This is a genomic window from Flavobacterium limnophilum, from assembly GCF_027111315.2.
GTDB lineage: Bacteria > Bacteroidota > Bacteroidia > Flavobacteriales > Flavobacteriaceae > Flavobacterium > Flavobacterium limnophilum.
On record NZ_CP114289.2, the window covers coordinates 1,012,434 to 1,034,357 of the forward strand.

A 21,924-nucleotide genomic window follows, 5' to 3' on the forward strand; every position below is an offset into this window, starting at 1 on the left:
TACTCCAAAAAAAAGAGGACTATAAATCCTCTTGTTATTCTCTCTAATTTTTTTACGATAAATGCATAGTGTTGACGGCAGGTACTCCGGTTCCGTTCAACACGAGTTTCATTGTTCGTGCTGCGCACGCAACGAAACTCTAGCTGTTAGGCACTGGCTTTTTTATTCTTTCGCTCTTTGTTCCCAATATTTTGATTTGTCAATGTCTGTTATACATCCTTTACCTTCTTTATAACAATCAGAAAGCATTTTCATTGAATATTTATTGCCTTCTTCCGCACCGTCCTTAAAATAATTAAATTGATCAGAATAACTTTTTTCACGCAAGTCAATTATAAATTCTTTACTTTCTTCTATTCTGTAGTAATCAATCACATCAATCAAATACCCTCGAACAGAATTTAAGGTAATCGAATTTTCTTCTGTCTTTTTTAGTAATAATTTTGTCTGAGCATAAAACTTATTTGCCAGATCAGGTCGTTTCAAATCATAAGACTTTTGAATTAGACCACCTTTAGATTTTGTTCCATTATTTCCAATTATCGTCGACAACACATATTCTATTTGGTCTAACGGTATTCTATCTTTTATTTTTATTACTAATTCAAGTAATTTCTCAAGATAGAATTCTTTTGGTTCAATCATAGAGTCCAAACTTCTCAAGAGATGTCCATACTCATTTGTCGGATTTGTATTGAAATACTCTATTTTGTTTTCAAACTCTTCTTTAATCCATTCAGATTCAATGTTTGGGTCAATATCAAGTGCTTTGTATTCATCAAATCTTTGAGGATTTTCTCGCATCATATGAAAACCGCTGCATCCCATTGATATAAAATATCTCTTTGCTTGTTCTAAAGTTTCTATTTCTGTGTCTATGGTCATCTTTATTAATTGTGTCGTCTTTTAAGCTTGTGCCTAACGTTATCAGGCTTGCAGAAGTGGCAAAAAAGCAAGCCTTATTTTTCAATTTTGCCAAAACATTACATACACAAAAACAACTTTAAATTAAACCTGAACTTGCCATTTTTGCAAACCTGTGTTAGTGGCATACCACGTAAAACAATAAAATATGATACCAAAAGAAAAAGGAGTTACAGACCAAAGGAGATTGAGAAAGATAGAAAGATGTATTACTATTTTATCAAAGAAGTGCTATAATAAAGAATATCACGACTATGAATCGTTAGACCTAGTAAACAAAGCTTTATTGAACATTCAATATTTAAGTGAAAAATTAAATAATAAATAATATCCGTTATGTTGTGCGGTTGACACTAACGTTCTCGCGCTACAAGCAGTTTGGGATTAAGGAAGCGTAATCTTTCGGATTTGTCAAATCTTTCAAATACAAACCAATTTTTCCATTAAGCCAAATACCCAAATTGCTTGTAGCGTGTGTTGAACTAAACCTTCGGTAGCACTCGCGATGATTTTGTACCTTACGAAGGTAATAAAAAATCGTAAACTATGGCTACAAAAAAAAACATCCAGATGATTTAAGGGAAAACAAAATTTTAAACCAAGCCAAGCGAGAGATTCCCGGTTTTGAGGAATTGTTGTCACGTTTTGAGCGGACGGTCTCGGTCTTGGGACGAAGTGCAAGCACTTTCAACAATTATTCCCGCCACTTGGCTTCGATTTCGCTGTATTTTGGCAAAATCCCCACGGAGTTGGATCCCGAACAAGTTCAGGACTACTTGTTTTACCTGCAAAAAAAGTCCAAAACCCCATCGCAAACCTACTTCAAACACTGCGTTTATGGGCTTCGATTTCTGCTGAAATCGGAAGGGATTCCGTATGAATACCTCCGATTGCCGTCTATAAAGCACGAGAAAAAACTGCCCGTTGTTTTGAGCAAAGAAGAAGTCTGGGCGATGCTCAAAAATGCCAAACTGCTCAAACACCGAATCCTTATTGGCTTGCTTTATGGCTGTGGACTTCGCTGTATGGAAGCCAGAAGTGTTCGATTGCAGGACTTGGATTTCGACCGAAAACAGCTCAAAGTCGTTCAGGGAAAAGGCAAAAAAGACCGTTATGTTCCGCTATCGGAACACTTGATTCGGGGTTTGAAAAAGTACATCGAAGCCGAAAAACCCCAAGATTATCTTTTCAACGGTCAGCCTATCGAAAGAGCAGGTGGAGATTTTGACAATCGGTACAGTCAGCGAGGTGTGCAATGGGCGGTGAAGCAAGTGGCTAAGGCAGCGGGAGTGAAAAAGGAAGTTCACACCCACACGCTTCGGCACTCTTATGCCACGCATTTACTCGAAGACGGGATGGATATTATGACCCTCAAAGACCTTTTGGGACACCAAAATATCGAAACCACGCTGGAATATTTACACATTGCCCAACTCGAGAGTCAGCGCATCTTTAGTCCACTCGACACGCTTTTCGAGAAATGCAGCCGGAAGTAGCCTGCACTGAGCATTTCGACGACGCTCAATATAAACTTCGTCGAAGTGAAGTAGCCGATGTACTGCGAAAAGTGGGTTCAAAAATCGAGAGTTATGGACTCAATACTTGGCAATTGCGCACGCTATCGGCCATCAAAAAATGTCGAACGGCAGAATTGGGAGGTCATATCGATGGGTGTGATCAGTGTGGAAATCTGACCATCAGTTACAACTCCTGCAGGAACCGACATTGTCCGAAATGTCAGGGCAATAAGCGAGAGGATTGGATCGAAGCCCGAAGCACGGAACTCTTGCCGGTGCCTTATTTTCACGTGGTTTTCACCTTGCCCGAAGCGATTAATTCTTTGGCAATTCACCAGCCCAAAATCGTGTATGACACCCTGTTTGAAGCGACTTGGGAAACGCTTCAAACTTTTGGCAAAGCCAAGGAAATGCAAATGGGAATGATTGCCGTTTTGCACACTTGGGGACAACAATTGAGTTTGCATCCGCACCTGCATTGCATTGTGCCTGGTGGAGGAATCGATAAAAACGGACAATGGAAAAACAGTAGAACGGACGGCAAATTTCTGTTCCCCGTAAAAGCTTTGTCGAAGGTTTTCAGGGCTAAATATTGCCAAAAGCTCAAAGCAAAAAATCCGATTGGTTACGAGCAAATCCGGCAAGAGTTGTGGAGAAAACCGTGGGTAGTTTTTGCCAAAAAGCCATTTGGAAGTCCAAACTCTGTGGTGGAATATTTGGGGAGATACACCCATAAAATAGCCATTAGCAACCATCGAATCAAAAGTATAGACAACGAAAATCTGACTTTTGATTACAAGGATTATCGAGTGGCGGGCGTCAAAAAGCAAATGACGCTCTCACATCAGGAGTTTATCCGGAGGTTTGCGTTGCATATTTTGCCCAAACGGTTTGTCAAGATTCGTCATTATGGGTTTTTGAGCAGCACTTGGAAGCGGGAGAAGCTGAAACTTTTGCAGGAGAAACTCCAAGTAAAAGTCTTGGAAAAAGTAGAAAAGAAACCCTTCTTGCCCAAATGTCCGTGTTGCAAAACGGGCAATTTGCACCGAATAGCAGTTTTTGACCAGCGTGGTCCGCCTGCTTGGTATCTTGGCGGTGGCCAAAACACCATTCCCTGTAAAAGCTGATTTACGGGTAGGGCTAGTATGCCCAAAAGTGACCGAAAACACTATAAAACGACCTCGGAATTACTCCAAAAAAAAGAGGACTATAAATCCTCTTGTTATTCTCTCTAATTTTTTTACGATAAATGCATAGTGTTGACGGCAGGTACTCCGGTTCCGTTCAACACGAGTTTCATTGTTCGTGCTGCGCACGCAACGAAACTCTAGCTGTTATGCGATGCTATAATACGAGATGTTCATAATTTCCAATTTGTTTCCAGATTCCATTTTCACCTTTTTCAAAGATTATTTTTAAAACTCCAAAATAGTCATCTGTCTTTTCTCCCAAAAAAACGCCTTTGGATTTAATGTCTACTTCTATGAAAGCAAATTTATTATTTGAAGTGTAAATAGGTTCGCTAATCAAAAAGTAAAAGCCTTTTGTTTTTTTAGTATTATTAACTGTAAAATATTTTTTCTCTAATATTTTAATTTTTTTTGACTTCACATTTTGACAAGCTTGGCTTAAATATTTCTTTTCATTGTCATTAAATAAATTATCATATTTATTTGTAGAAAATATGTAAACATTATTGTAAGGATGATGTTCGTCTTCTTCAATTTCTTTTAAAACTTTTTCATCTTTCAAATTTATATCTAGCCAAAAACTTTTAGGATAAAATGTAATTGTTGAATCAACTATAATAAATTTTTCAGGAATTTTACCATTTAAGATTTTAATAATGCTAAAATTCTCTTCATTTTCAAATATAATTTTATAAAATTCATTTGTTTGAGAAAAGGAAAAATTACCAATTAGTAAAAACATTAAATAGATTATTTTATTTTTCATAGATGTCTTTTTCTAGGTTTTCTGGGCAAGTATCGCATAACGTCTTGTGGCTTTGCGAGGTTTGGGGAAAGCCTTCCCAATTTTTTGTTTTAAAACTTTTTCGGCAAGTACAAAACAGTTTTTAATTTAAGCTCTATGCCCAAATCTTGCAAAACCGCCGTTACCTGCTGTTTTCGTATTTATTTCTATTTTCCGCTGCAATTTAAGAATCTTTTTCGTATGTTTGGTTTCTAAATTTTTTAATTATGTCAAAAATTATAGTGTCCGAAGGTTTTCCAATTACTGATTTTCATAAAAAAGAATTGGAGCTAATACAATCTCTAATTGACAATTTTGATGGCAATTTTTTTGTTTATAACTACAATTCCATATTTGGTTTTTATGTAGATGGTAATTGTAGTAGCCTTCAAAATGAACTGTTACACTTAATAATTATTTTATCAGAAGGTTATAGAAATATTCATAAGCCTGTACCTGTTCTTATAGATAAAATTTCTACAAGGTGCGATGTGTATATAAATAATTTTTCTAAAGATTCAGAATTCCAAGCACTGATTAAAAATTTTATAGATGTTTTTTATAAAACTGACTTAGCTTTGTTCTTAGACGCTGATGAAATGGAGCAAATTTCTTTTGTAAGAGATAAGTATTTTACTAAACTTTGTCGCTTTTATAACCAGAACTAATAGGAGCAAGCGCAAAATTAAACATATGAAGATTTTTATTAACGAAATCTATTTTATGTTGCTCAAAAATACTGGGAACAACACTAAAATCATAATCACTTTCTTCACACATAACTGCTTTTATTCTTATAGGGTAATTTAGCACTTTTAGCTTACCTACTGACCTAATTATGCCAGTTACTATGTCTTGCAACTCTTTTGGAAACTCTTTGTTTTCTTCTTTCACGTTATTTTTTAAGTTTTATAACGCACCTTTTTTCACAACTTTGCGCAAAAAATAGCAGGTAACTCTTAAATATACGCAACTCCAAAAGTTGAAATATATTTAATTAATTGATTTTTAATTGTTTAATTCCGACAACACAAAAAAACGCAATGCGTTTTTTTGTGTTGTCGGTTTTGTGCTTTTAAAGCATACTTCAAAAATAAGAAAAATAGTATTACAAATTATCCAAAGGGCTAATTATTTTTCGAATACTTTTGTCGCTAACTTCTGTATAGAGCAAAGTGGTTTTGATATCGCTGTGTCCCAAGAGTTCTTGTATAAATCGGATGTCAGTGCCTTGTTCTAACAAATGGGTAGCATAACTGTGCCGCAAACTGTGAATGCCAACTGTTTTGTTTATTTTTGCTTTTAGCAATGCATTTTTAAAGACTTGTTGGGCACTTCGGCTGCTGTATTGCCCTCCATATTGTCCTTCAAATAAATATACAGTTGGTTTGTATTCAACAAAATACGAACGGAGTTGTACTAAAATACTTTGGGGCAAATTGACATAACGATCTTTTTTGCCTTTGCCTCTTTCAATAAAAACTTGCATAGCTTTACTATCAATATCGGTTATTTTTAGTTTCACAATTTCGGATACTCGTAGTCCTAAACCATAACATAGTTTAAGCATTGTGTTGTGTTTTAAATTGGGAGTTACTTCAAACAGCTTTTTGATATCAACAGGAGCAATTACTTTGGGCAATTTTGAAGGTTTTTTTGGTCTTGGTATTTCTATCAGAAAGCGTTCTCTTCTTAACACTTGTTCATAATAAAATTTGATGGCATTGATGCGACTATGCACAGTAGCTTCGGATAGTTTTAGTTCATTAATGCAAAATAAAACATAGTTGCGAATGTCTTCGGTAGTTCGGTTTTGAGCAGGAATTTCTTTTAAGTAGTTGAGATAAATGCCAAATTCATTGCGATAGGTCTTTAAGGTATTATCGCTGTAGCCCTTTAATTGAATTTCTTCAATAAACCGTTTCAAAACCAGTTGATTGTTTTCTTGAATTTGGGATAATGCCGATTTTCCTTCGTTACTATTGATTTTAAACCGAATCCTATTTTCCTCCGTATCAGGAAGATGCCAAACGCCCAGAGTTTGACTCCAGCGGGAGCCTTCGAGTTGTTTTATTCGGGCAATCCATTCGGCATTTTTTTCGAAATAGACGGCGATTCGTTTGCTGCCTCGGTGCGTGATAATTTTGGCTTCCCAGTTCATAATCAGTTCTTTTGTTTTGCTAAAGTAAAGAAAATAGCCTTAGTTTTGAAAATCAGTCCTGTTGGCAATGTAAAAGTGTTTCAAGGAGGCCTATTTTTTATTTATATTGGTCTAAGTTTTTAAAACCATAAGCACCATATTTCTAAAAGATATATATGTATTGTTTAATTTCTATATATCTTTTGTTTAATTTCCATATATCTTTTATTTAAAAGATATATGGAAATTAATAAGACTTTATATATTTATAAATATCTTTGTACTTATGAAATAATTGTAATAACCTGAATACTTTTATGTATGGCCATATCGTTCAAAATGGTGCCTAAAAAAAACATTATGGCCTCACCACCTGTAACTAAATACTATCCTTGTGCTGTAAACACAGGCGAAGTTGATCTGAATCGGTTGGCTTCCATTGTGGCTTCGCAATCGACTGTTAGCCGTGCCGATTGTTATGCCGTTATTGTGGCTCTAACTCAAGCTATTGGCGATTCGCTGTCCGAAGGACATATCGTAAAGATTGAGGATCTGGGTACTTTTCAAATCACCTTGCAAGGTTTGCCGGCAGATTCTCCCGACGATTTGGGAAAATCCAGCATCAAAGGAGCCAAAATCATCTACAAACCCTCGAGAGATTTGAAGCAAACGCTAAAGCAATTGACTTATAAAAGGATGCGGTAGCAGGAAGGAGATGTCAATAAAAAAAGGAGTCTTGGTTGGGGTGCTGGCTAAAGCCAAATTGTTTTAAACTATAAAAAAGTGCGAACTTTACCAAAACTTTGCGAACTTTGCGCTTAAATAGAAAACAATGAAAATAAACCCAAAAAACGGAATCGACAAGCTCCTTTTCGGAATGAAACAAAACGACGTTACTGCCCTGTACGGAAAACCCAACCGGAATTACAAGGACGAAGACGACAACGTGATTTTTGCCTACAATGCCTTGAAAATGCGCTTGACGTTCTACCAGGAAGAAGAATTCAAACTGGGATATATCGTGGCTTCTAGTCCAGACCTGGAGCTGTTTGGCAACAAAGTCATTGGCAAAAAAATCAATGAAGTCAAAAAGGAATTGGCCTCCAAAGGAATCACCAAATTCACCCAAGAAGATTTTGACACTTTCGAAAATTATTTCAACGAAGACAATTGGTTTATCCTGCAAACCGAATTTGACGAGGTCGTGAAATTTGAAATTGGCGCCATCATCAATGCCAAGGACGAATTCGACTGGAAGTTTGGCAAGAAATAAGTCGTTTACAAAAAAAAAAAGAAACCCGAAAAATTTTAAATCTTTCGGGTTTTCTTTTTTATAAAAGCCATTTAGGATGAGCTCTTTTCTATTTTATTTTTTGGGATCGGCTTTGATTTCCAACATTTCTATCTCAAAAATAAGTGTTGCATTGGGCGGAATCACGCCACCGGCACCTCTTTCGCCATAAGCAAGGTTTGAAGGGATAAAAATAACCGCTTTGTCACCATAGGATATCAGGTTCAATCCTTCGAGAAATCCAGGAATCATGCCTTCTTTTTTTCCGGCTTCAATAGGGAAGGGCTGGTATCCGTTTTGGGCAGCCCTGCTGGCATCATGTTTTCCAAAAGTTTTGGAAACCTCTTCATAGTTGCTGTCAAACAGATTGCCGTCTTCAAAATAACCGGCATAATTGAAGTTGAAAGTAGTTCCATCTGCCGGTTTTACTCCAGTTCCTTTTTCCGTTATTTTATAGATCAATCCTGAGGCGGTCTTGGTTCCAGTAGCTTTTGTCGCTGCCAAATAAGCCGCTTTTGCGTTGATGACACTCCCGTATTTTTCGAGGTAAACTCTTTTGGCTTCCGCTTCGATTGCTGCCTGTTTTTTCTGGTTTTCGGCATTAATGGCGGCTTGTTTCTTGGTATCTTCGTCTTTATTGGAATAATAATCCGTGAATACTTTTACCGCATCAAATGCTTTGGCCGCAGTTCCTTTTCTGGTAATGGTAACTTTGAGAATTACATCATTTTGTGCAATCTTGTTCACAACATCCATTCCTGTAGTTACATGGCCAAAAATGGTGTGTACTCCGGTTAACCAAGGGGTGTCTTTATGGGTAATGAAAAACTGGCTTCCATTGGTGGCTGGACCCGAATTGGCCATGGCCAAAATGCCGCCTTTGTCAAATTTTAAATCCGTGATTTCATCCTTGAAGGCATAACCTGGATTACCAGACCCGTTTCCGGAAGGATCGCCACCTTGAATCATGAAATCGGCAATTACCCTGTGAAACGTCAAGCCATCATAAAAAGGTTTGGCTTTCAGTTTTTCGTTGGTTACAAAGGTGTTTTTTCCCTCGGCAAGCGAAATAAAGTTGGCTACGGTAACCGGCGTTTTTTGGTATTCCAATAGGACAACGATAGTTCCTTTATTGGTAAGAATCGTGGCAAAAATACCATCGGCGGCGGCCGTGGTTTTTGGGGTTGGCTTTGCTGTCGGACTGGCTTTTGTTGTTGTCGCAGGTTTTTTGGTCGCAACCGGTTTTTTTGCAGTTTGGGCTTGCATGTTCAGTATTCCCAAGAACAATAATAACAAGATTTTGGCTTTCATTTTTAGTTGAATTAAGGTCTATTGTTTAATGATTTATTGCGGTAAATTTTCGAGTAGTTCAATTTCAAAAATGATGTTGGCATTGGGCGGAATTACGCCATTGGCTCCTGCTTCTCCATACGCCAATTTAGAAGGGATGAACAGCACGGCTTTGTCTCCAAAAGACAGTTTTTCCAATCCTTCGATAAAACCGGGAATCATGCCGTCTTTTCGACCTGCTTGAAATGGAATGGGTTGGTATCCTCCTTGGGCAGCCCTGTTTTCGTCATATTTTCCAAATGTTTTTGAAACGTCTTCCATGCTGGAATCAAATAGCGTTCCGTTTTCCAGAAAACCGGCATAGTGAATGTAAATGTTGGCACCGCTGGCAGGTTTCTTGCCACCCGCTTTTTTGGTAATCACATATTGCAATCCTGATGGTGTCTTGGTGGCTTTGGCTTTCAAGGCGGCAAGCGAAGCTACTTTTTGGTCATAGACGACTTTGTATTTCGCATTGGCAGCGGCATCAAGAGCAAACTTGTTTTTTTGGTTTTCTGCTTCCACGGCAAAGTAATCACGGAAGGTTTTTACGGCATCAAACTTTTTGGCGGCTTCCCCGTTTCGGATAATGGTTATGGTCTTGATGAAATCGTCTTGTAGAATTTTATTGACTACTTCCATGCCATTTTCTACCACGTGACCAAAAATGGTGTGTTTTCCGTCTAGCCAAGGTGTTTCGACATGGGTGATGAAAAATTGGCTGCTGTTGGTTGCCGGACCGCCATTGGCCATGGCCAAAACGCCGCCTTTGTCAAAACGCATATCGGTAATTTCGTCCTTGAATTTGTAACCGGCATCGCCGGAACCCGTTCCCAATGGGTCTCCAGTCTGGATCATGAAATCGGCAATGACCCTGTGAAACTTCAAACCATCATAAAAGGGTTTGTTTTTTAGATTTTCATTGGTGATAAATTCATTTTTTCCTTCGGCCAATGTCACAAAGTTGGCCACGGTGATTGGCGCTTTTTCATAATCCAATTGTACGATGACAGTACCTTTATTTGTTTCGATTTTGGCATATAATCCGTCGGGAAGATTGTTTTTTCCTTCTTTGCAGGAAAATAAAGAGGCCGTTAGAAGTAACAAAAATAGAATGTTTTTTTTCATTTTAAATAAATTGCTTAATTGGTTAAAGTGTCTTTTTGTTTGATTGGAGTTGGTTTTTGTCTTTGTTTTAACTGTTCGCTATTGCTCGAATCTTGTTGGTTTGTGTTTTTTGTCTTGAGGACAATCTCTTTTTTAAAGGCTTCTTCGGATATGAAATTATGCAGGGTCACGGTAACCATCAAGGGCTGGTTGGTGCCAATTTTCTTGTCGTCGCCGTGGTAGCCAAAAGCGATATGCGAAGGGAAAAGAAAAATTACTTTCTCGTTTTTATGCATCAATTTGATGCCTTCCCGCAAACCGGTCATGATATTTTGTTTGTCGACGGCATAGGTTTGAGGTCTTAATTCGAGTTCCGAATAAATGACGTTCCCTTTCAAATCCTTGATTTCGTAGTCAAAAAAGGCCACGTCTCCTTTTTTGGGAGTCAAGGTATCTTGAATATTTTGAACCACGTAAGTGTACCAATATCCTTTTGTCGAAGCGAGGTATTTTATTTTGGGATTGCTTTTAATCAGGGAATCGATTTGTTCTTCTTCGCTGGCTATTAATTTCTTGTTTCGTTCCGCCGATTTTTTCATGAAAGTTCCCGAGGCTTGCGAAATAGGTCTTCGGGCTTCTTGACTTTGTTTGCAACTGGTCAGCAAAATAGCAACCAAGAATACAAAAGGAATAAGTGTGCTGTATTTCATGCTGTTTTAGATTTTTAGTTTGGTTACCAAATCTTCAAATTTATTTACGGTTTCTTCCATCGACAATTCCGATTTTCCTCCGGCAGCATTGCGATGTCCACCGCCGTTAAAATGTGCTCTTGCAAAAAGATTCACGTCGAAATCACCTTGGGAACGGAAAGAAATCTTGATGATTTTCTCTTCGGCATTTTCGATAAAAATAGCCGTAAAAACAATGCCCTTGATGCTTAATCCATAATTGACGATGCCTTCGGTGTCGCCTTTTATGTGGTTGAAAGTATCGAGTTCTTCTTGTGTTAGAGTGGTGTAAGCCGTTTTATGGTCGGCTAAAACCTTCATGTTTTGAAGTGCCCTGCCCAGCAATTGCAATCTGCCATAGGAACTGTTGTCGTAAAGCAAGGTCGGAATCTCCGTGTTTTCGACACCCAAGTCAATCAAATCGGCAATGATCCTGTGGGTTGTTCCGGTTGTTTTTGGAAAACGAAAAGAACCTGAATCGGTCAAAATTCCGGTATAGATGCAGGTGGCCATGGTTTTGTCGATGTCTGCTTTTTTGCCAAGGAAACAAATAAAATTATACAACATTTCGCAAGTCGATCCAAAAGCGGTATCCGAATAAGTTACCACCGCATAATCATCCGGCGATTGATGGTGGTCAATCATCACGAAAGGAACGCTGAGTTTTTCGAGCACGTTTTCCATTTCGCCCACGCGGTGCAAGGCATTAAAATCCAGCGTGAAAACCAGTTCGGATTCTTCCAGGACTTTAGTGCAGTTTTTTTTGTCTTTTTCGAATATCTTGACGGTTTCCGAGCCTGGCATCCAAGCCAAAAAGTCGGGAAATTCGTTTGGGGAAACCACAACGGGATGGTGGTTGTTTTTTAATAAAAAGTGGTATAATCCGAGGGTTGAACCCATCGCGTCGCCGTCGGGGCTTCGATGCGGAATGATGGCAATCTTTTTTGGAGTTGCCAACAACTGCTGTATGGCTTGAATGTCTTGTTCTTTCATATGTGTAAATTATATTTTTCAGCGGTCACATATGGTATCGCCTTTTATTATTGGTGTTTGCTTAGGCAAACTTCTTGTTAGTGGCGATTTCATAGTTTGCGAATTTACATTTTTTTAGTGTAATCTTCGAAACAATTATCAGGGCATTCGCTTTTAAAATTTTTGCCACGAATTACACGAATAAACACGAATTACAACTAGATTTTAATTCCACGAATTCTTAAAAACAGATAAAATTCGTGCAATTCGATTTCAAATTTGATAAAAATTAGTGACAATTGGTGTAATTCGTGGCTAATTTTTTTTTCTTTTTTAAAAGCGAACGCCCTGAACAATTATAGATTTAACAAACTTTTAAAAAACTAAAAATCTTCCAAATCTTTTCTTTTAAAGCGTTGGTAGAAGCGGTATTTTGCTCCTTTTACAATTTGCGAATGATAAATTCCGATGGAACCGGAAGCAAAATAAGCCAGCACGCAAGCAATGCCAATGTAAACGCCACTTTCAATGCCAAAAAGTTCCATTCCCATAACGGTACAGGCAATAGGAGTGTGGGTGGCTCCCGAAAATACGGCCACGAATCCCATTCCTGCCAAAAGGGCGATCGGCAAAGGAATGACCAGTGACAAGGCGCTTCCCAAGGTGGCGCCAACAAAGAATAACGGAGTAACTTCGCCGCCTTTAAATCCGGCACCCAACGTGAATCCGGTAAACAGTGTTTTTAACAAAAAATCATGGGATTGATTTGGATTCGAGAATGAATCGACGATGCCGGGAACTCCCAAACCAATGTATTTCGTGGTTCCCATAAGATAAATGGCGATAACCAAAACTAATCCTCCCACAAACGGGCGCAAGGGCGGATATTCTATTGTTTTTGCAAATAGTCTTCCCCAAAAATGGGTTGTTCTGGAAAAAAGCATGGCTGCCAACCCGAATGCAATACTCGCCACAATGATCCAAGGCATAATTTGCAGCGACATTTCGGGCACGACCGGAATTTGGTAATGCGTGTGTTTTACTTGCCAAAACTCGACGGTAAAATAGGCAACATAAGCCACCAAAAAGGAAAGTACGCTGCTTTTGAGGCTGATTTTGCTGAAATACAAAACTTCCAAGGCAAACAAGGCTCCAGCCAATGGTGTGCCAAAAACAGATGCGAAACCTGCACTGATTCCCAGAATAATGAGTGTTTTTCTGTCGGAATTGTCCAGTTTATCTCTCGACTGCGCTCGAGATGACAGTCTAGAAAATTGGTCGGCGATTGCTCCGCCCATTTGTACGGCCGTGCCTTCGCGACCAGCCGAACCTCCAAAAAGATGGGTGATTAAAGTGCTGGCCAACACCATCGGAGCCATTTTGAAAGGAATGGTTTTTTGTGGATTTTCGTATTCTTCCAGCAACAAGTTATTGCCTTTCACGACAGTTGCCCCATATTGATGGTACAGCCATCCTATGTATAGTCCGCCCATTGGCAACAGCCAAATAATCCAATTGTTGTGTTCCCTGAATTGGGTAACCCATTCCAACGACACCAAAAAAAAGGCCGAAGCCGAACCTGAAAGAATGCCTGTCAAAACACAAATGAAAATCCATTTGAGGGAGAGAAGAAGGATTTTTTTTAGGTTCATTAAATGCAGTACTTTAATTAGATTGCTCTTTTTACTAGAATGAAATAAGGTTATTTGTCATTCCGCAGGAATCTCTTTTATGGTTCTTGTTTGTTGAGATTCCTTCGGAATGACAAAATTGTAGTGATTGCTTCGTTCCTCGCAATGACAATATTAATATTATTCAGCAGCTACAGCCGTAAATTCTATTTCCACCAAATATTCAGGAGCTACCAATTTGCTCACTTCATAGAAACCGGTTGCTGGTTTGATGTCTTTGAAAAAAGTGGCATGTGCTTTGGCAACATCCTCAAAAGAAGTTATGTCGGTGGTGAAAATGCGGGTACGAATCACGTCTTTCATTCCTACATTAAGGTCTTCCAATACTTTTTCTATTCTTTCCAAAATGTTCAGGGTTTGGGCATAAGCATCGTCGGCTTTTACTTTTTCACCGTCCACAATGGCCACGGTTCCCGATACTTCAATGATATTTCCAATGCGAACCGCACGACAATAACCCATTTTGTCTTCCCATGGAGAACCTGTCAAGATGTTTTCTCTTTTCATTTTAATTGTTTTTGTGTTGATTTTTAGAGAGTTGGTTTTCAACTCTTGTGTTTGTTTCAGTGCCGCAATTTATAAAAATTTGGAAAGAAATCGCGTAAATTTTTAATTCTAAAAGATTAAATGACTGGAATTGGTTTTAGAGCCACTTAATTCTTCAAAATGTAATAAATTTTATAATTGGATGTTATATAAGTAGCGTTTGGTTGCACGACAAATTGCATTTTAAAAAATTTTTGCTGTGTTTCTTGCTATTTGTCACGCTGCAAGCGTCCCAATTAAGTTGCTCTAGTTTGTTGAGACGCTTTCAGCGTGACTAACCAAATTGATTGTGTTTGTTTTCCAGAGAACAACTAATTGATTTTTCGGAAAAGTTCAATTTGTCGTGCGCCCGTAGCGTTTAATTATACCATTTTATGGTTTTGGACTTTTTGTTTTAAATGTAATTGCACTGATTAACCTATTATGTAAATGTCATGAAAAGAATAGTGTTTTTTGTTTTTGTAGTATGCATGTCTTTAACTGGCTATGCACAGAAAGAATTTGATGTCAAGTTCAAGCCCATTCCAGCCAAAAAATCGAAAACGAAAGAAGTCATTCCTCCAAAAGTCGTTTCGCCAAAAATTACGCCGCCTGCTGTCGTGAAAAAACCGGATTCCTTGCAGGTCAATCCCGATGCTCTTTTCAAGGACAGCAATCTGTATAAAAAAGAAGATAATTCGGAAGGTGTTTTCTATAGACGAAATCAATATTTGGGTAGTTTCAAAATCAAGACCTTTACCTCGACCATACGGTATCGTGACGCCGCTTTTGTGGATGGCGACAAGATAAAAGTGTATTTGAACGGTAAAGTAATTGAACCCGAAGTTGTCATGGATGGAGATTTCAAGGGATTCAAGATCAAATTGGAAAAAGGCATCAACAGGATTGATTTTGAAGCCTTGAATGAAGGTTTTGCATCGCCCAATACGGCGGAACTCCAGGTTTTTGACGATTTGGGAGTTGTTGTTTCCTCCAGCCAGTGGAATGTGGGCACGGGCTATAAAGCCACCATTATATTGGTTAAAGAATAATAGTTTCTCTTTAGTAATTCTCCTTCGTCGCTTCGAGTGATTTTAAATAGTAATGCGACAGCTTTACTATTTAAAATTGTATCGAGAAGTTTTTTAATCATAAGGTTCTCGATACAATTTTTAAAGCTTTACATTTTTTTGTTTCATTAACCATTTCTTTAGGCTTTAAAAATCACTCGAACTGACGGATAAGATTGAATAGGATTTAAACTTCAATTTTTCTATTCAATTAATAAAATCCTGAAAATTATTTTATGTTATTTTTGTGACTTTTGACAATTGATTTCCATTATTTTTGGACTTTTTAAATATTGATTCATCAATAGGAGAAACAACATGAAGCAGATTCTTTTTTTTATTCTTATACTTGGTATTACCTCAAAAGCCTTTGGACAGGCTGAATTCAACACCAAATTCAGGCCCATCAAGCCTCAAACCACGACAGCAAAGCCCAAAAGCGACATCAAGCCGCCGACCAATTTGCCTAAATTGAATATACCAAAAATCGTCGCTCCCAATGTATTGAAGGAAACGAATATTTTTGGCACCAAACCCAAACCCAACAATGCATTCGAGATAGGTACTCCCGAGAATCATTTTTCGATGGTTATGAAAAATAAATTCGAGCATAAGCTGGGCGATGTTTATCAAAGCAAAATGGCCAAGGATTTGGATAAAACAATGGTTAGGGAAGGGTTGAAGGAAGATAGTAGTTCATTGGATAGAAAAGATAGATATTTGGGTGATTATAAAACCAAATCTGAATTTTTGGTAGTGAAGTACAGGGATTATATCCAAATTGACGGCGATTTGATTAATGTCTATTTGAATGACAAGTTAATACAATCTCAACTGTACTTGTATTCTCAATTGGACGAATTTAAAATTCCTTTGGTATTGGGAATCAATAATATTGAGTTTGTTGTGGCAAGCCAAGGAACTTCTGGCGGAAACACGGCAGAAATTCACGTGGTTGATGATGCAGGAAAACCGATGACCAATGAATATTGGAATAATTTGGCACTGGGAACCAGAATCAAATTAATTGTTATGAAGGAGTGATTGGCAGAAATCTATTTCCAAATAATGACCAATGAAAGTCAATCACTAAAAAAAGAAACTAAAGGCTAATTTCTAAATAGTTACAAATTTTTCAAATTTCGATTTTTCAATCCCAATTATATAAAGTATTTTTGCCGAATGCAACACAACGTACTTATTTTAGATTTCGGATCGCAATACACACAGCTTATTGCTCGAAGAGTTCGCGAATTAAATATTTTCTGCGAAATTTTCCCTTACAATCATTTTCCGAGTGATTTATCAAGTTATAAAGCGGTAATTCTTGGTGGAAGCCCTTTTTCTGTTAGAGGAGAAGATGCACCACACCCGGATTTATCCCAAATTAGAGGAAAACTACCCATGCTTGCCGTTTGTTACGGAGCGCAATATTTAGCCCATTTCAGTGGGGGAGAAGTTGCCGCATCCAATACAAGAGAATACGGAAGAGCCAATTTGTCCTATATTAAAGAAGAAGAAATTTTCTTCGAAGGTGTTTCCGAAAACAGCCAAGTTTGGATGAGTCATAGCGACAGCATCAAGGCTTTGCCAACCAATGGAGTGAAACTGGCCAGCACGCACGACGTGGAATTTGCCGCTTACAAAATTGAAGGCGAAACGACTTATGCCATTCAATACCATCCCGAAGTTTTCCATTCCACGGATGGATCCAAAATGTTGGAGAATTTCTTGGTGAAAATTGCCCATGTTCCCCAAAATTTCACGCCAGGTGCTTTCGTTGAAGAAATCGTGGCCGAAATGAAGGAGAAAATCGGAAACGACAAAGTGGTTTTGGGACTTTCAGGAGGAGTAGATTCGACAGTGGCAGCGGTTTTATTGAACAAAGCCATTGGAAAAAACTTGTATTGTATTTTCGTGAACAACGGATTGCTTCGCAAGAATGAGTTCCAATCTGTTTTGGATCAATACGAAGGAATGGGCTTGAACGTGAAAGGAGTGGATGCTTCCCAACGTTTTTATGATGCCTTGGCAGGAGTTACCGATCCAGAATTAAAAAGAAAAGCCATTGGTAATGCTTTTATCGAGGTTTTTGACGTTGAGTCACACCGCATAGAAGACGTTACTTGGTTGGCACAGGGAACAATATATCCTGACGTAATCGAATCGGTTTCGGTAAAAGGACCATCGGCAACCATCAAATCACACCATAATGTGGGAGGTTTGCCAGATTACATGAAATTGAAAGTGGTGGAGCCTTTGCGCATGCTTTTCAAGGACGAAGTGCGTAGAGTGGGAGCAACTTTAGGAATTGACCCTGAATTATTGGGAAGACATCCTTTCCCGGGACCTGGATTGTCGATTCGTATTTTGGGAGACATTACCTTGGAAAAAGTGCAAATCTTGCAAGACGTGGATAAAGTTTTTATCGACGGATTGAAATCTTGGGGATTATACGATAAAGTTTGGCAAGCCGGAGCGATTTTACTTCCCGTAAACAGCGTTGGAGTAATGGGCGATGAGCGTACCTACGAAAAAGTGGTGGCGCTTCGTGCCGTGGAATCTACGGATGGAATGACCGCTGATTGGGTGCATTTGCCTTATGATTTCTTGATGAAAGTGTCCAACGACATTATCAATAAAGTAAAAGGGGTGAATCGTGTAGTTTACGATATCAGCTCCAAACCGCCAGCAACAATTGAGTGGGAATAATATTATTTTTTAAGATTAAGTCGTTACATTTGTAACGACTTAATTTTTTAAATTCTATTTATGAAATATTTTTTTAGCGTTTTATTGTTGACTGTTTTTATTTCTAATGTCTCTTTCGGACAGCAAGCTACAACAACTCACAAAGTTCTAAAAGGCGAAAACATAACCCAAATCGCCCAAAATCACAAAACCACTCCTGCTGAAATTTATAAACTGAATCCAGAAGCGCAAGGCGGAATTAGCGAAAACCAAATACTGAATATTCCGGAAAGACTTGCTCAACCCAAAAATACAATTGCCCATATTGTAGCTCCCAAAGAAACCTTGTATGGTTTGGCTACCAAGTACAAAGTAAAAGTGGAAGCCATTCAAACTTTGAATGCAGCAGCTCTTGCTAATGGTATGCAAATAGGAGAGGAATTATTTATTCCTGAAGCTACAATTCAAAAAACAGAAACAGTTGGTGTAAAAAGTACCCACCTAGTTCAGGCAAAAGAGTCTTTGTTCAGCATTGCCAGACAATATAATGTATCCGTTGAAGATTTAGACAAAGCCAATTCAGATTTGCTGAAAGACGGTTTGCAAATCGGACAGGAAATCAAAATCCCAAACAAAAAGAAAACTTTAGATGGTAGAGTGAGAGTCATCAATGACGAAACTATTTTCCATGTAGTCAAGCCCAAAGAAACGAAATATTCCATAGCCAAACAATTTGGGATTTCGGTGGCACAATTAGAATCCCAAAATCCTGAAATTGTAAACGGATTGATTGAAGGCAATAAGTTGGCCATCAACGTGCAAGCCGTCAAGCCAACCAATGAAAACGAAGAGCTAATGATTGCCTTGGCCGAAAAGCAGGTGGTAGTTGAAAAATCAAAAGCCAAGGAAGCTGAAATTGAAAAATTGTCCGACAAGTTATATGTACAACGACAAATCAATCAAAAGGTACTGAAAATAAATTCCTTGCAAATCAATTTGGATCAAATTGATGTTTCAAAAGAAGGTTCCGTAGAAAGATTAAAACTGGTATTGGAAGCCAACAAAAACATTCAGGATGTTTTGATTTCCAAATTAGATTCGTTGGTTTACAGGATGAACGAAGAATTGGATGACATCAAAAACACCGAAATTACAAATATTGAGGACTCCAAAAGACTTGAAAAAATATCGTACGACAATATTGCCAAAACAAGCCAACTGTCAACAGAACTTAAAAAAGAATTGGCCGAAAACAGAAAAGTTTATACAGGGTTCATGAATAAAGCAGAGCAAATGGTCGTGGCCGAAAATTTAATCTACAAGAAAAAAGTCAGAGAAAATCAAAGTGCCAATGCAAAACCGATGGACGATGCCACACCAGACAAGATAAAAGAAATGACGGTGGAAAAATTGGCCTATGAACAAAAGCGCAGGGATGAATTAACCGATCAAATAACGGAAATCCTCGAATCTATTGACAGTCAAAAGAAGGTAGAGATAAAAAGACATATTAGTAAAGCGGTTTTTTATACCCAGGAAGCCAGAGATTTTGACGATAAAGTGGCATTGGTCAAACTAGAAAGATATAAAACAAAAGCAGAAGCATCCCAATCCAAAGCAAAAATGAACACAGAACTGGATTCAACCCCATCGAAAGAAAAAATAAAATATGTTGAACCCAGAATTGAAACCTGCAACAATCTCAAAGCAGTAAACAACGGCTATTATCTTGTGATAGACAGTTATAAAGAAGCTTCGGAAAGAGATCATTTTATTATGCAATTAATCGATTCAGGCGAACTCAATTCGAGTTTCTTTTTTAATGTAAATGCACTGGTTTATTACGTTTATACCAACTATTATAAGACAAAAGAAGAAGTAATTGAAGAATACAAACAAAAAAGTGGCCAATTTCTTTATGATAAAATGTTTATTGTCAAAATTGAAAATGAATAATTTATTTGGCAAATCCTTAACGGTTCTTTCCAAATTTGAATATTAAATTTACCCCAAAAAATTAATTTATTTACCTACAATGAAATATTTTATAACGGTTTGTTTGGCTATTTTGGTTTTTTCTTTCAATGGTTTTTCACAAGAAAAAAATAGTACGCACAAGGTTGAAAAAGGCGAAACAGTAGCCCAAATTGCACAAAAATACAATGTCACCCCTTATGATATTTATAAATTAAATCCCGATGCCCAAAGTGGTTTGAAGCCCAACAGCGTTTTGCTGATTCCTAAAAAATCGGCTACTTCAAAAGCAACTGTTCAAGCCAAAACGCATAAAGTAGCACCCAAAGAGACTTTGTTTGCCATCGAAAAAAAATATGGTGTTTCAGACGAAGCCTTGAAAAAAGCCAATCCCGATTTGGAGAAATTAGGATTGCAAATCGGACAAACACTTGTTATCCCTTCGAATACGGGTTCGAAAACTGTAGCTTCAATACCGGAGAAACCCGTTTATCACGAAGTACTTCCAAAGGAAACCAAGTTTTCCATTGCCAAAAAATATGGAATTACCATCGAAGAATTGGAAAAACGAAACCCTGAAATTATTCCTAATCTGCCAATAGGATACCAATTGTTGATCAAAGGGACTGCTCCAAAAACGGATAAAGGTGTAACGGTTGCCACTCCAAAAGAAACTCCAAAACCCATTGTTCCCAAAGTTGCTCCAGCCATCCGTTATGTGGATTACGAGGTGAAACCCAAAGAGACTTTGTACAGTTTGTCCAAATCGTCTGGTTTGAGTCAAGAGGAATTCATCCAATTGAATCCGGCTTTGGCCAATGGTGTCGAAGTGGGGATGGTCTTGAAAGTGCCGTCAACAGCTGCAATGACACCCGAAACCAAGAAAGTCTATACCTCTTTGTCGAAAAAAACTACCGATAGAAAAAAACTGGTTTTGTTGTTGCCTTTCAATTTGTCGAAAATAGAAAGCGACACCATAAATTCAACTGCGTCTCGCTTGAAAAAAGACAAGTTCCTGAACATGACTCTGGATTTTTACTCCGGTGCCTTGATGGCCATCGATTCTGCCAAAACACTGGGAATTCCAGTTGACATTAAAATTTTTGATTCTCAAGAAACCAAAAACAGTTCGAATATTTCCAGCATTAATCAAGAAAATAATCTAGAAACTGCCGATGCCATAATTGGTCCTTTTTATCAAAATAACGTGGAGAAAATGGCAGAGTTAGTAGGCAAAAACAATGTTCCGGTAATTTCCCCTTTGTCAAAAGATTTAGGAAATGCCTATCCTAATTTGTACCAAACGATTCCAACAAACGAAACTTTAAAGGCTGCCATGTTTGATTACATGAGAGCCAAAGGAGGCAATATCATTGCGGTGGTAGACAAGAAAAAGGAATCGGTTAGACAGTATATTCGTGAAAACCAAAAAGACGTACAATTTGCGCCTCTACAAGAAAACGGAAGTTTGTCTGTTGATGGTTTGAAAAGCTTGTTCGTTAAAGACAAAATAAATTATGTGGTCATGGAAACGGCCAACACGGTCATGATAAAATGGACGATGAGCACGATGATGAGTGCCATGGCCAATTACAAAATGCAGTTGGTGATTTTGGAACCGAACGAAACCTTGGACACGGATGAAATTAATTTCGTGAATTTGACCAAATTAAAATTGATGTATCCTTCGGTAACCCGCGAAAACGAATCTCCCGAAGCCTTGATTTTTGATAAGGAATACAGAAAGAAAAACAAGATTTTCCCGAGTAATTTTGCCACTCGTGGTTTCGACGTGATTTTTGACACCATGATGCGTTTGTCGCAAGACAAAACCTATCAGGAAACCGCCGATGCCGTTGCCACGGAGCAAGTGGACAACAAGTTTGAATATTACAAAAAAGAGGGCGGAGGCTACACCAATAAAGGTGTTTATATCCTGTATTACGACACTGATTTAACGATAAAAGAAGCGAATTAAGCTAGTGTTCAGT

20 protein-coding genes are annotated in these 21,924 nt (G+C 38.0%); 10 read left to right on the forward strand and 10 right to left on the reverse strand.

The features are described from left to right. Positions 1-162: 162 nt before the first annotated feature. Positions 163-885, reverse strand: coding sequence for an SEL1-like repeat protein (locus tag OZP13_RS04120; RefSeq protein WP_269242523.1), 723 nt, complete (start codon positions 883-885; stop codon positions 163-165). A gap of 671 nt (positions 886-1,556) precedes the next feature. Between OZP13_RS04120 and OZP13_RS04125 the strand changes: the two genes are divergently transcribed. Further along, on the forward strand, positions 1,557-2,420 hold the full coding sequence (locus OZP13_RS04125) for a tyrosine-type recombinase/integrase (RefSeq protein WP_349293502.1): 864 nt from the start codon (positions 1,557-1,559) through the stop codon (positions 2,418-2,420). Then, positions 2,405-3,568: an IS91 family transposase gene (locus OZP13_RS04130; RefSeq protein WP_281298753.1), complete on the forward strand. Its 1,164-nt coding sequence runs from the start codon at positions 2,405-2,407 to the stop codon at positions 3,566-3,568. The genes OZP13_RS04125 and OZP13_RS04130 overlap by 16 nt, the downstream gene beginning before the upstream one ends. 217 nt (positions 3,569-3,785) lie before the next feature. On the opposite strand, the gene OZP13_RS04135 is transcribed toward OZP13_RS04130, so the two are convergent. Then, positions 3,786-4,397, reverse strand: a complete 612-nt coding sequence (locus OZP13_RS04135) for a hypothetical protein (RefSeq protein ID WP_281298758.1) — start codon at positions 4,395-4,397, stop codon at positions 3,786-3,788. 245 nt (positions 4,398-4,642) lie between these two features. On the opposite strand from OZP13_RS04135, the gene OZP13_RS04140 reads away from it, so the two are divergent. Further along, positions 4,643-5,083 carry a hypothetical protein gene (locus OZP13_RS04140; RefSeq protein WP_269242529.1) on the forward strand — a complete coding sequence of 147 codons (441 nt, stop codon included), beginning with the start codon at positions 4,643-4,645 and terminating at the stop codon, positions 5,081-5,083. On the opposite strand, the gene OZP13_RS04145 is transcribed toward OZP13_RS04140, so the two are convergent. Further along, entirely contained in the window at positions 5,052-5,309 is a 258-nt protein-coding gene (locus tag OZP13_RS04145; RefSeq protein WP_269242530.1) for a hypothetical protein, read from the reverse strand. The genes OZP13_RS04140 and OZP13_RS04145 overlap by 32 nt on opposite strands. Positions 5,310-5,523: 214 nt before the next feature. After that, positions 5,524-6,576 carry a tyrosine-type recombinase/integrase gene (locus OZP13_RS04150; RefSeq protein WP_281298759.1) on the reverse strand — a complete coding sequence of 351 codons (1,053 nt, stop codon included), beginning with the start codon at positions 6,574-6,576 and terminating at the stop codon, positions 5,524-5,526. A gap of 339 nt (positions 6,577-6,915) precedes the next feature. Between OZP13_RS04150 and OZP13_RS04155 the strand changes: the two genes are divergently transcribed. Together OZP13_RS04155 and OZP13_RS04160 are read left to right on the forward strand one after the other, a co-directional pair. Then, complete coding sequence (locus tag OZP13_RS04155) at positions 6,916-7,260, forward strand: HU family DNA-binding protein (RefSeq protein ID WP_281298760.1); 345 nt, start codon at positions 6,916-6,918, stop codon at positions 7,258-7,260. 127 nt (positions 7,261-7,387) lie between these two features. Continuing rightward, positions 7,388-7,828 carry a hypothetical protein gene (locus tag OZP13_RS04160; RefSeq protein ID WP_269242535.1) on the forward strand — a complete coding sequence of 147 codons (441 nt, stop codon included), beginning with the start codon at positions 7,388-7,390 and terminating at the stop codon, positions 7,826-7,828. A gap of 93 nt (positions 7,829-7,921) precedes the next feature. Here OZP13_RS04160 and OZP13_RS04165 read toward each other — a convergent pair whose 3' ends face one another. The 6 genes from OZP13_RS04165 to OZP13_RS04190 all read right to left on the reverse strand — a co-directional run bounded on the left by OZP13_RS04165 (position 7,922) and on the right by OZP13_RS04190 (position 14,180). Then, the gene (locus OZP13_RS04165) at positions 7,922-9,157 is read right to left on the reverse strand and encodes a peptidylprolyl isomerase (protein WP_281298761.1); all 1,236 of its coding nucleotides are present in this window, start codon (positions 9,155-9,157) and stop codon (positions 7,922-7,924) included. Between the two features lie 33 nt (positions 9,158-9,190). Beyond that, a complete protein-coding gene (locus OZP13_RS04170) occupies positions 9,191-10,303 on the reverse strand; it encodes a peptidylprolyl isomerase (RefSeq protein ID WP_281298762.1) in 1,113 nt (370 codons plus the stop codon). A 14-nt stretch (positions 10,304-10,317) separates the two neighbouring features. Beyond that, positions 10,318-10,992, reverse strand: a complete 675-nt coding sequence (gldI, locus tag OZP13_RS04175; RefSeq protein WP_281298763.1) for a gliding motility-associated peptidyl-prolyl isomerase GldI — start codon at positions 10,990-10,992, stop codon at positions 10,318-10,320. A 6-nt stretch (positions 10,993-10,998) separates the two neighbouring features. Further along, positions 10,999-12,003, reverse strand: coding sequence for a DHH family phosphoesterase (locus OZP13_RS04180; protein ID WP_281298764.1), 1,005 nt, complete (start codon positions 12,001-12,003; stop codon positions 10,999-11,001). A gap of 362 nt (positions 12,004-12,365) precedes the next feature. Then, entirely contained in the window at positions 12,366-13,634 is a 1,269-nt protein-coding gene (locus OZP13_RS04185; protein ID WP_281298765.1) for a voltage-gated chloride channel family protein, read from the reverse strand. A 159-nt stretch (positions 13,635-13,793) separates the two neighbouring features. After that, the gene (locus OZP13_RS04190) at positions 13,794-14,180 is read right to left on the reverse strand and encodes a RidA family protein (protein ID WP_269242536.1); all 387 of its coding nucleotides are present in this window, start codon (positions 14,178-14,180) and stop codon (positions 13,794-13,796) included. Between the two features lie 473 nt (positions 14,181-14,653). On the opposite strand from OZP13_RS04190, the gene OZP13_RS04195 reads away from it, so the two are divergent. From OZP13_RS04195 to OZP13_RS04215, 5 genes are all read left to right on the forward strand, one after another. After that, on the forward strand, positions 14,654-15,250 hold the full coding sequence (locus OZP13_RS04195; RefSeq protein ID WP_281298766.1) for a hypothetical protein: 597 nt from the start codon (positions 14,654-14,656) through the stop codon (positions 15,248-15,250). Positions 15,251-15,586: 336 nt separating this feature from the next. Further along, positions 15,587-16,312: a hypothetical protein gene (locus OZP13_RS04200; protein WP_281298767.1), complete on the forward strand. Its 726-nt coding sequence runs from the start codon at positions 15,587-15,589 to the stop codon at positions 16,310-16,312. 138 nt (positions 16,313-16,450) lie between these two features. After that, positions 16,451-17,980: a glutamine-hydrolyzing GMP synthase gene (gene guaA / locus OZP13_RS04205; RefSeq protein WP_281298768.1), complete on the forward strand. Its 1,530-nt coding sequence runs from the start codon at positions 16,451-16,453 to the stop codon at positions 17,978-17,980. A 60-nt stretch (positions 17,981-18,040) separates the two neighbouring features. After that, on the forward strand, positions 18,041-19,915 hold the full coding sequence (locus OZP13_RS04210) for a LysM peptidoglycan-binding domain-containing protein (protein WP_281298769.1): 1,875 nt from the start codon (positions 18,041-18,043) through the stop codon (positions 19,913-19,915). Positions 19,916-19,994: 79 nt separating this feature from the next. Beyond that, positions 19,995-21,911: a LysM peptidoglycan-binding domain-containing protein gene (locus OZP13_RS04215; RefSeq protein ID WP_281298770.1), complete on the forward strand. Its 1,917-nt coding sequence runs from the start codon at positions 19,995-19,997 to the stop codon at positions 21,909-21,911. Positions 21,912-21,924: the final 13 nt, after the last annotated feature.

What these genes read in the sequence shown, in the direction of transcription:
- OZP13_RS04135 (WP_281298758.1), bottom strand. Translation starts at nt 4,397, where the DNA reads ATGAAAAATAAAATAATCTATTTAATGTTTTTACTAATTGGTAATTTT.
- OZP13_RS04130 (WP_281298753.1), top strand. Translation starts at nt 2,405, where the DNA reads ATGCAGCCGGAAGTAGCCTGCACTGAGCATTTCGACGACGCTCAATAT.
- OZP13_RS04170 (WP_281298762.1), bottom strand. Translation starts at nt 10,303, where the DNA reads ATGAAAAAAAACATTCTATTTTTGTTACTTCTAACGGCCTCTTTATTT.
- OZP13_RS04185 (WP_281298765.1), bottom strand. Translation starts at nt 13,634, where the DNA reads ATGAACCTAAAAAAAATCCTTCTTCTCTCCCTCAAATGGATTTTCATT.
- OZP13_RS04150 (WP_281298759.1), bottom strand. Translation starts at nt 6,576, where the DNA reads ATGAACTGGGAAGCCAAAATTATCACGCACCGAGGCAGCAAACGAATC.
- OZP13_RS04155 (WP_281298760.1), top strand. Translation starts at nt 6,916, where the DNA reads ATGGCCTCACCACCTGTAACTAAATACTATCCTTGTGCTGTAAACACA.
- OZP13_RS04215 (WP_281298770.1), top strand. Translation starts at nt 19,995, where the DNA reads ATGAAATATTTTATAACGGTTTGTTTGGCTATTTTGGTTTTTTCTTTC.
- OZP13_RS04200 (WP_281298767.1), top strand. Translation starts at nt 15,587, where the DNA reads ATGAAGCAGATTCTTTTTTTTATTCTTATACTTGGTATTACCTCAAAA.
- OZP13_RS04210 (WP_281298769.1), top strand. Translation starts at nt 18,041, where the DNA reads ATGAAATATTTTTTTAGCGTTTTATTGTTGACTGTTTTTATTTCTAAT.
- guaA (WP_281298768.1), top strand. Translation starts at nt 16,451, where the DNA reads ATGCAACACAACGTACTTATTTTAGATTTCGGATCGCAATACACACAG.
- OZP13_RS04190 (WP_269242536.1), bottom strand. Translation starts at nt 14,180, where the DNA reads ATGAAAAGAGAAAACATCTTGACAGGTTCTCCATGGGAAGACAAAATG.
- gldI (WP_281298763.1), bottom strand. Translation starts at nt 10,992, where the DNA reads ATGAAATACAGCACACTTATTCCTTTTGTATTCTTGGTTGCTATTTTG.
- OZP13_RS04160 (WP_269242535.1), top strand. Translation starts at nt 7,388, where the DNA reads ATGAAAATAAACCCAAAAAACGGAATCGACAAGCTCCTTTTCGGAATG.
- OZP13_RS04140 (WP_269242529.1), top strand. Translation starts at nt 4,643, where the DNA reads ATGTCAAAAATTATAGTGTCCGAAGGTTTTCCAATTACTGATTTTCAT.
- OZP13_RS04165 (WP_281298761.1), bottom strand. Translation starts at nt 9,157, where the DNA reads ATGAAAGCCAAAATCTTGTTATTATTGTTCTTGGGAATACTGAACATG.
- OZP13_RS04195 (WP_281298766.1), top strand. Translation starts at nt 14,654, where the DNA reads ATGAAAAGAATAGTGTTTTTTGTTTTTGTAGTATGCATGTCTTTAACT.
- OZP13_RS04180 (WP_281298764.1), bottom strand. Translation starts at nt 12,003, where the DNA reads ATGAAAGAACAAGACATTCAAGCCATACAGCAGTTGTTGGCAACTCCA.
- OZP13_RS04120 (WP_269242523.1), bottom strand. Translation starts at nt 885, where the DNA reads ATGACCATAGACACAGAAATAGAAACTTTAGAACAAGCAAAGAGATAT.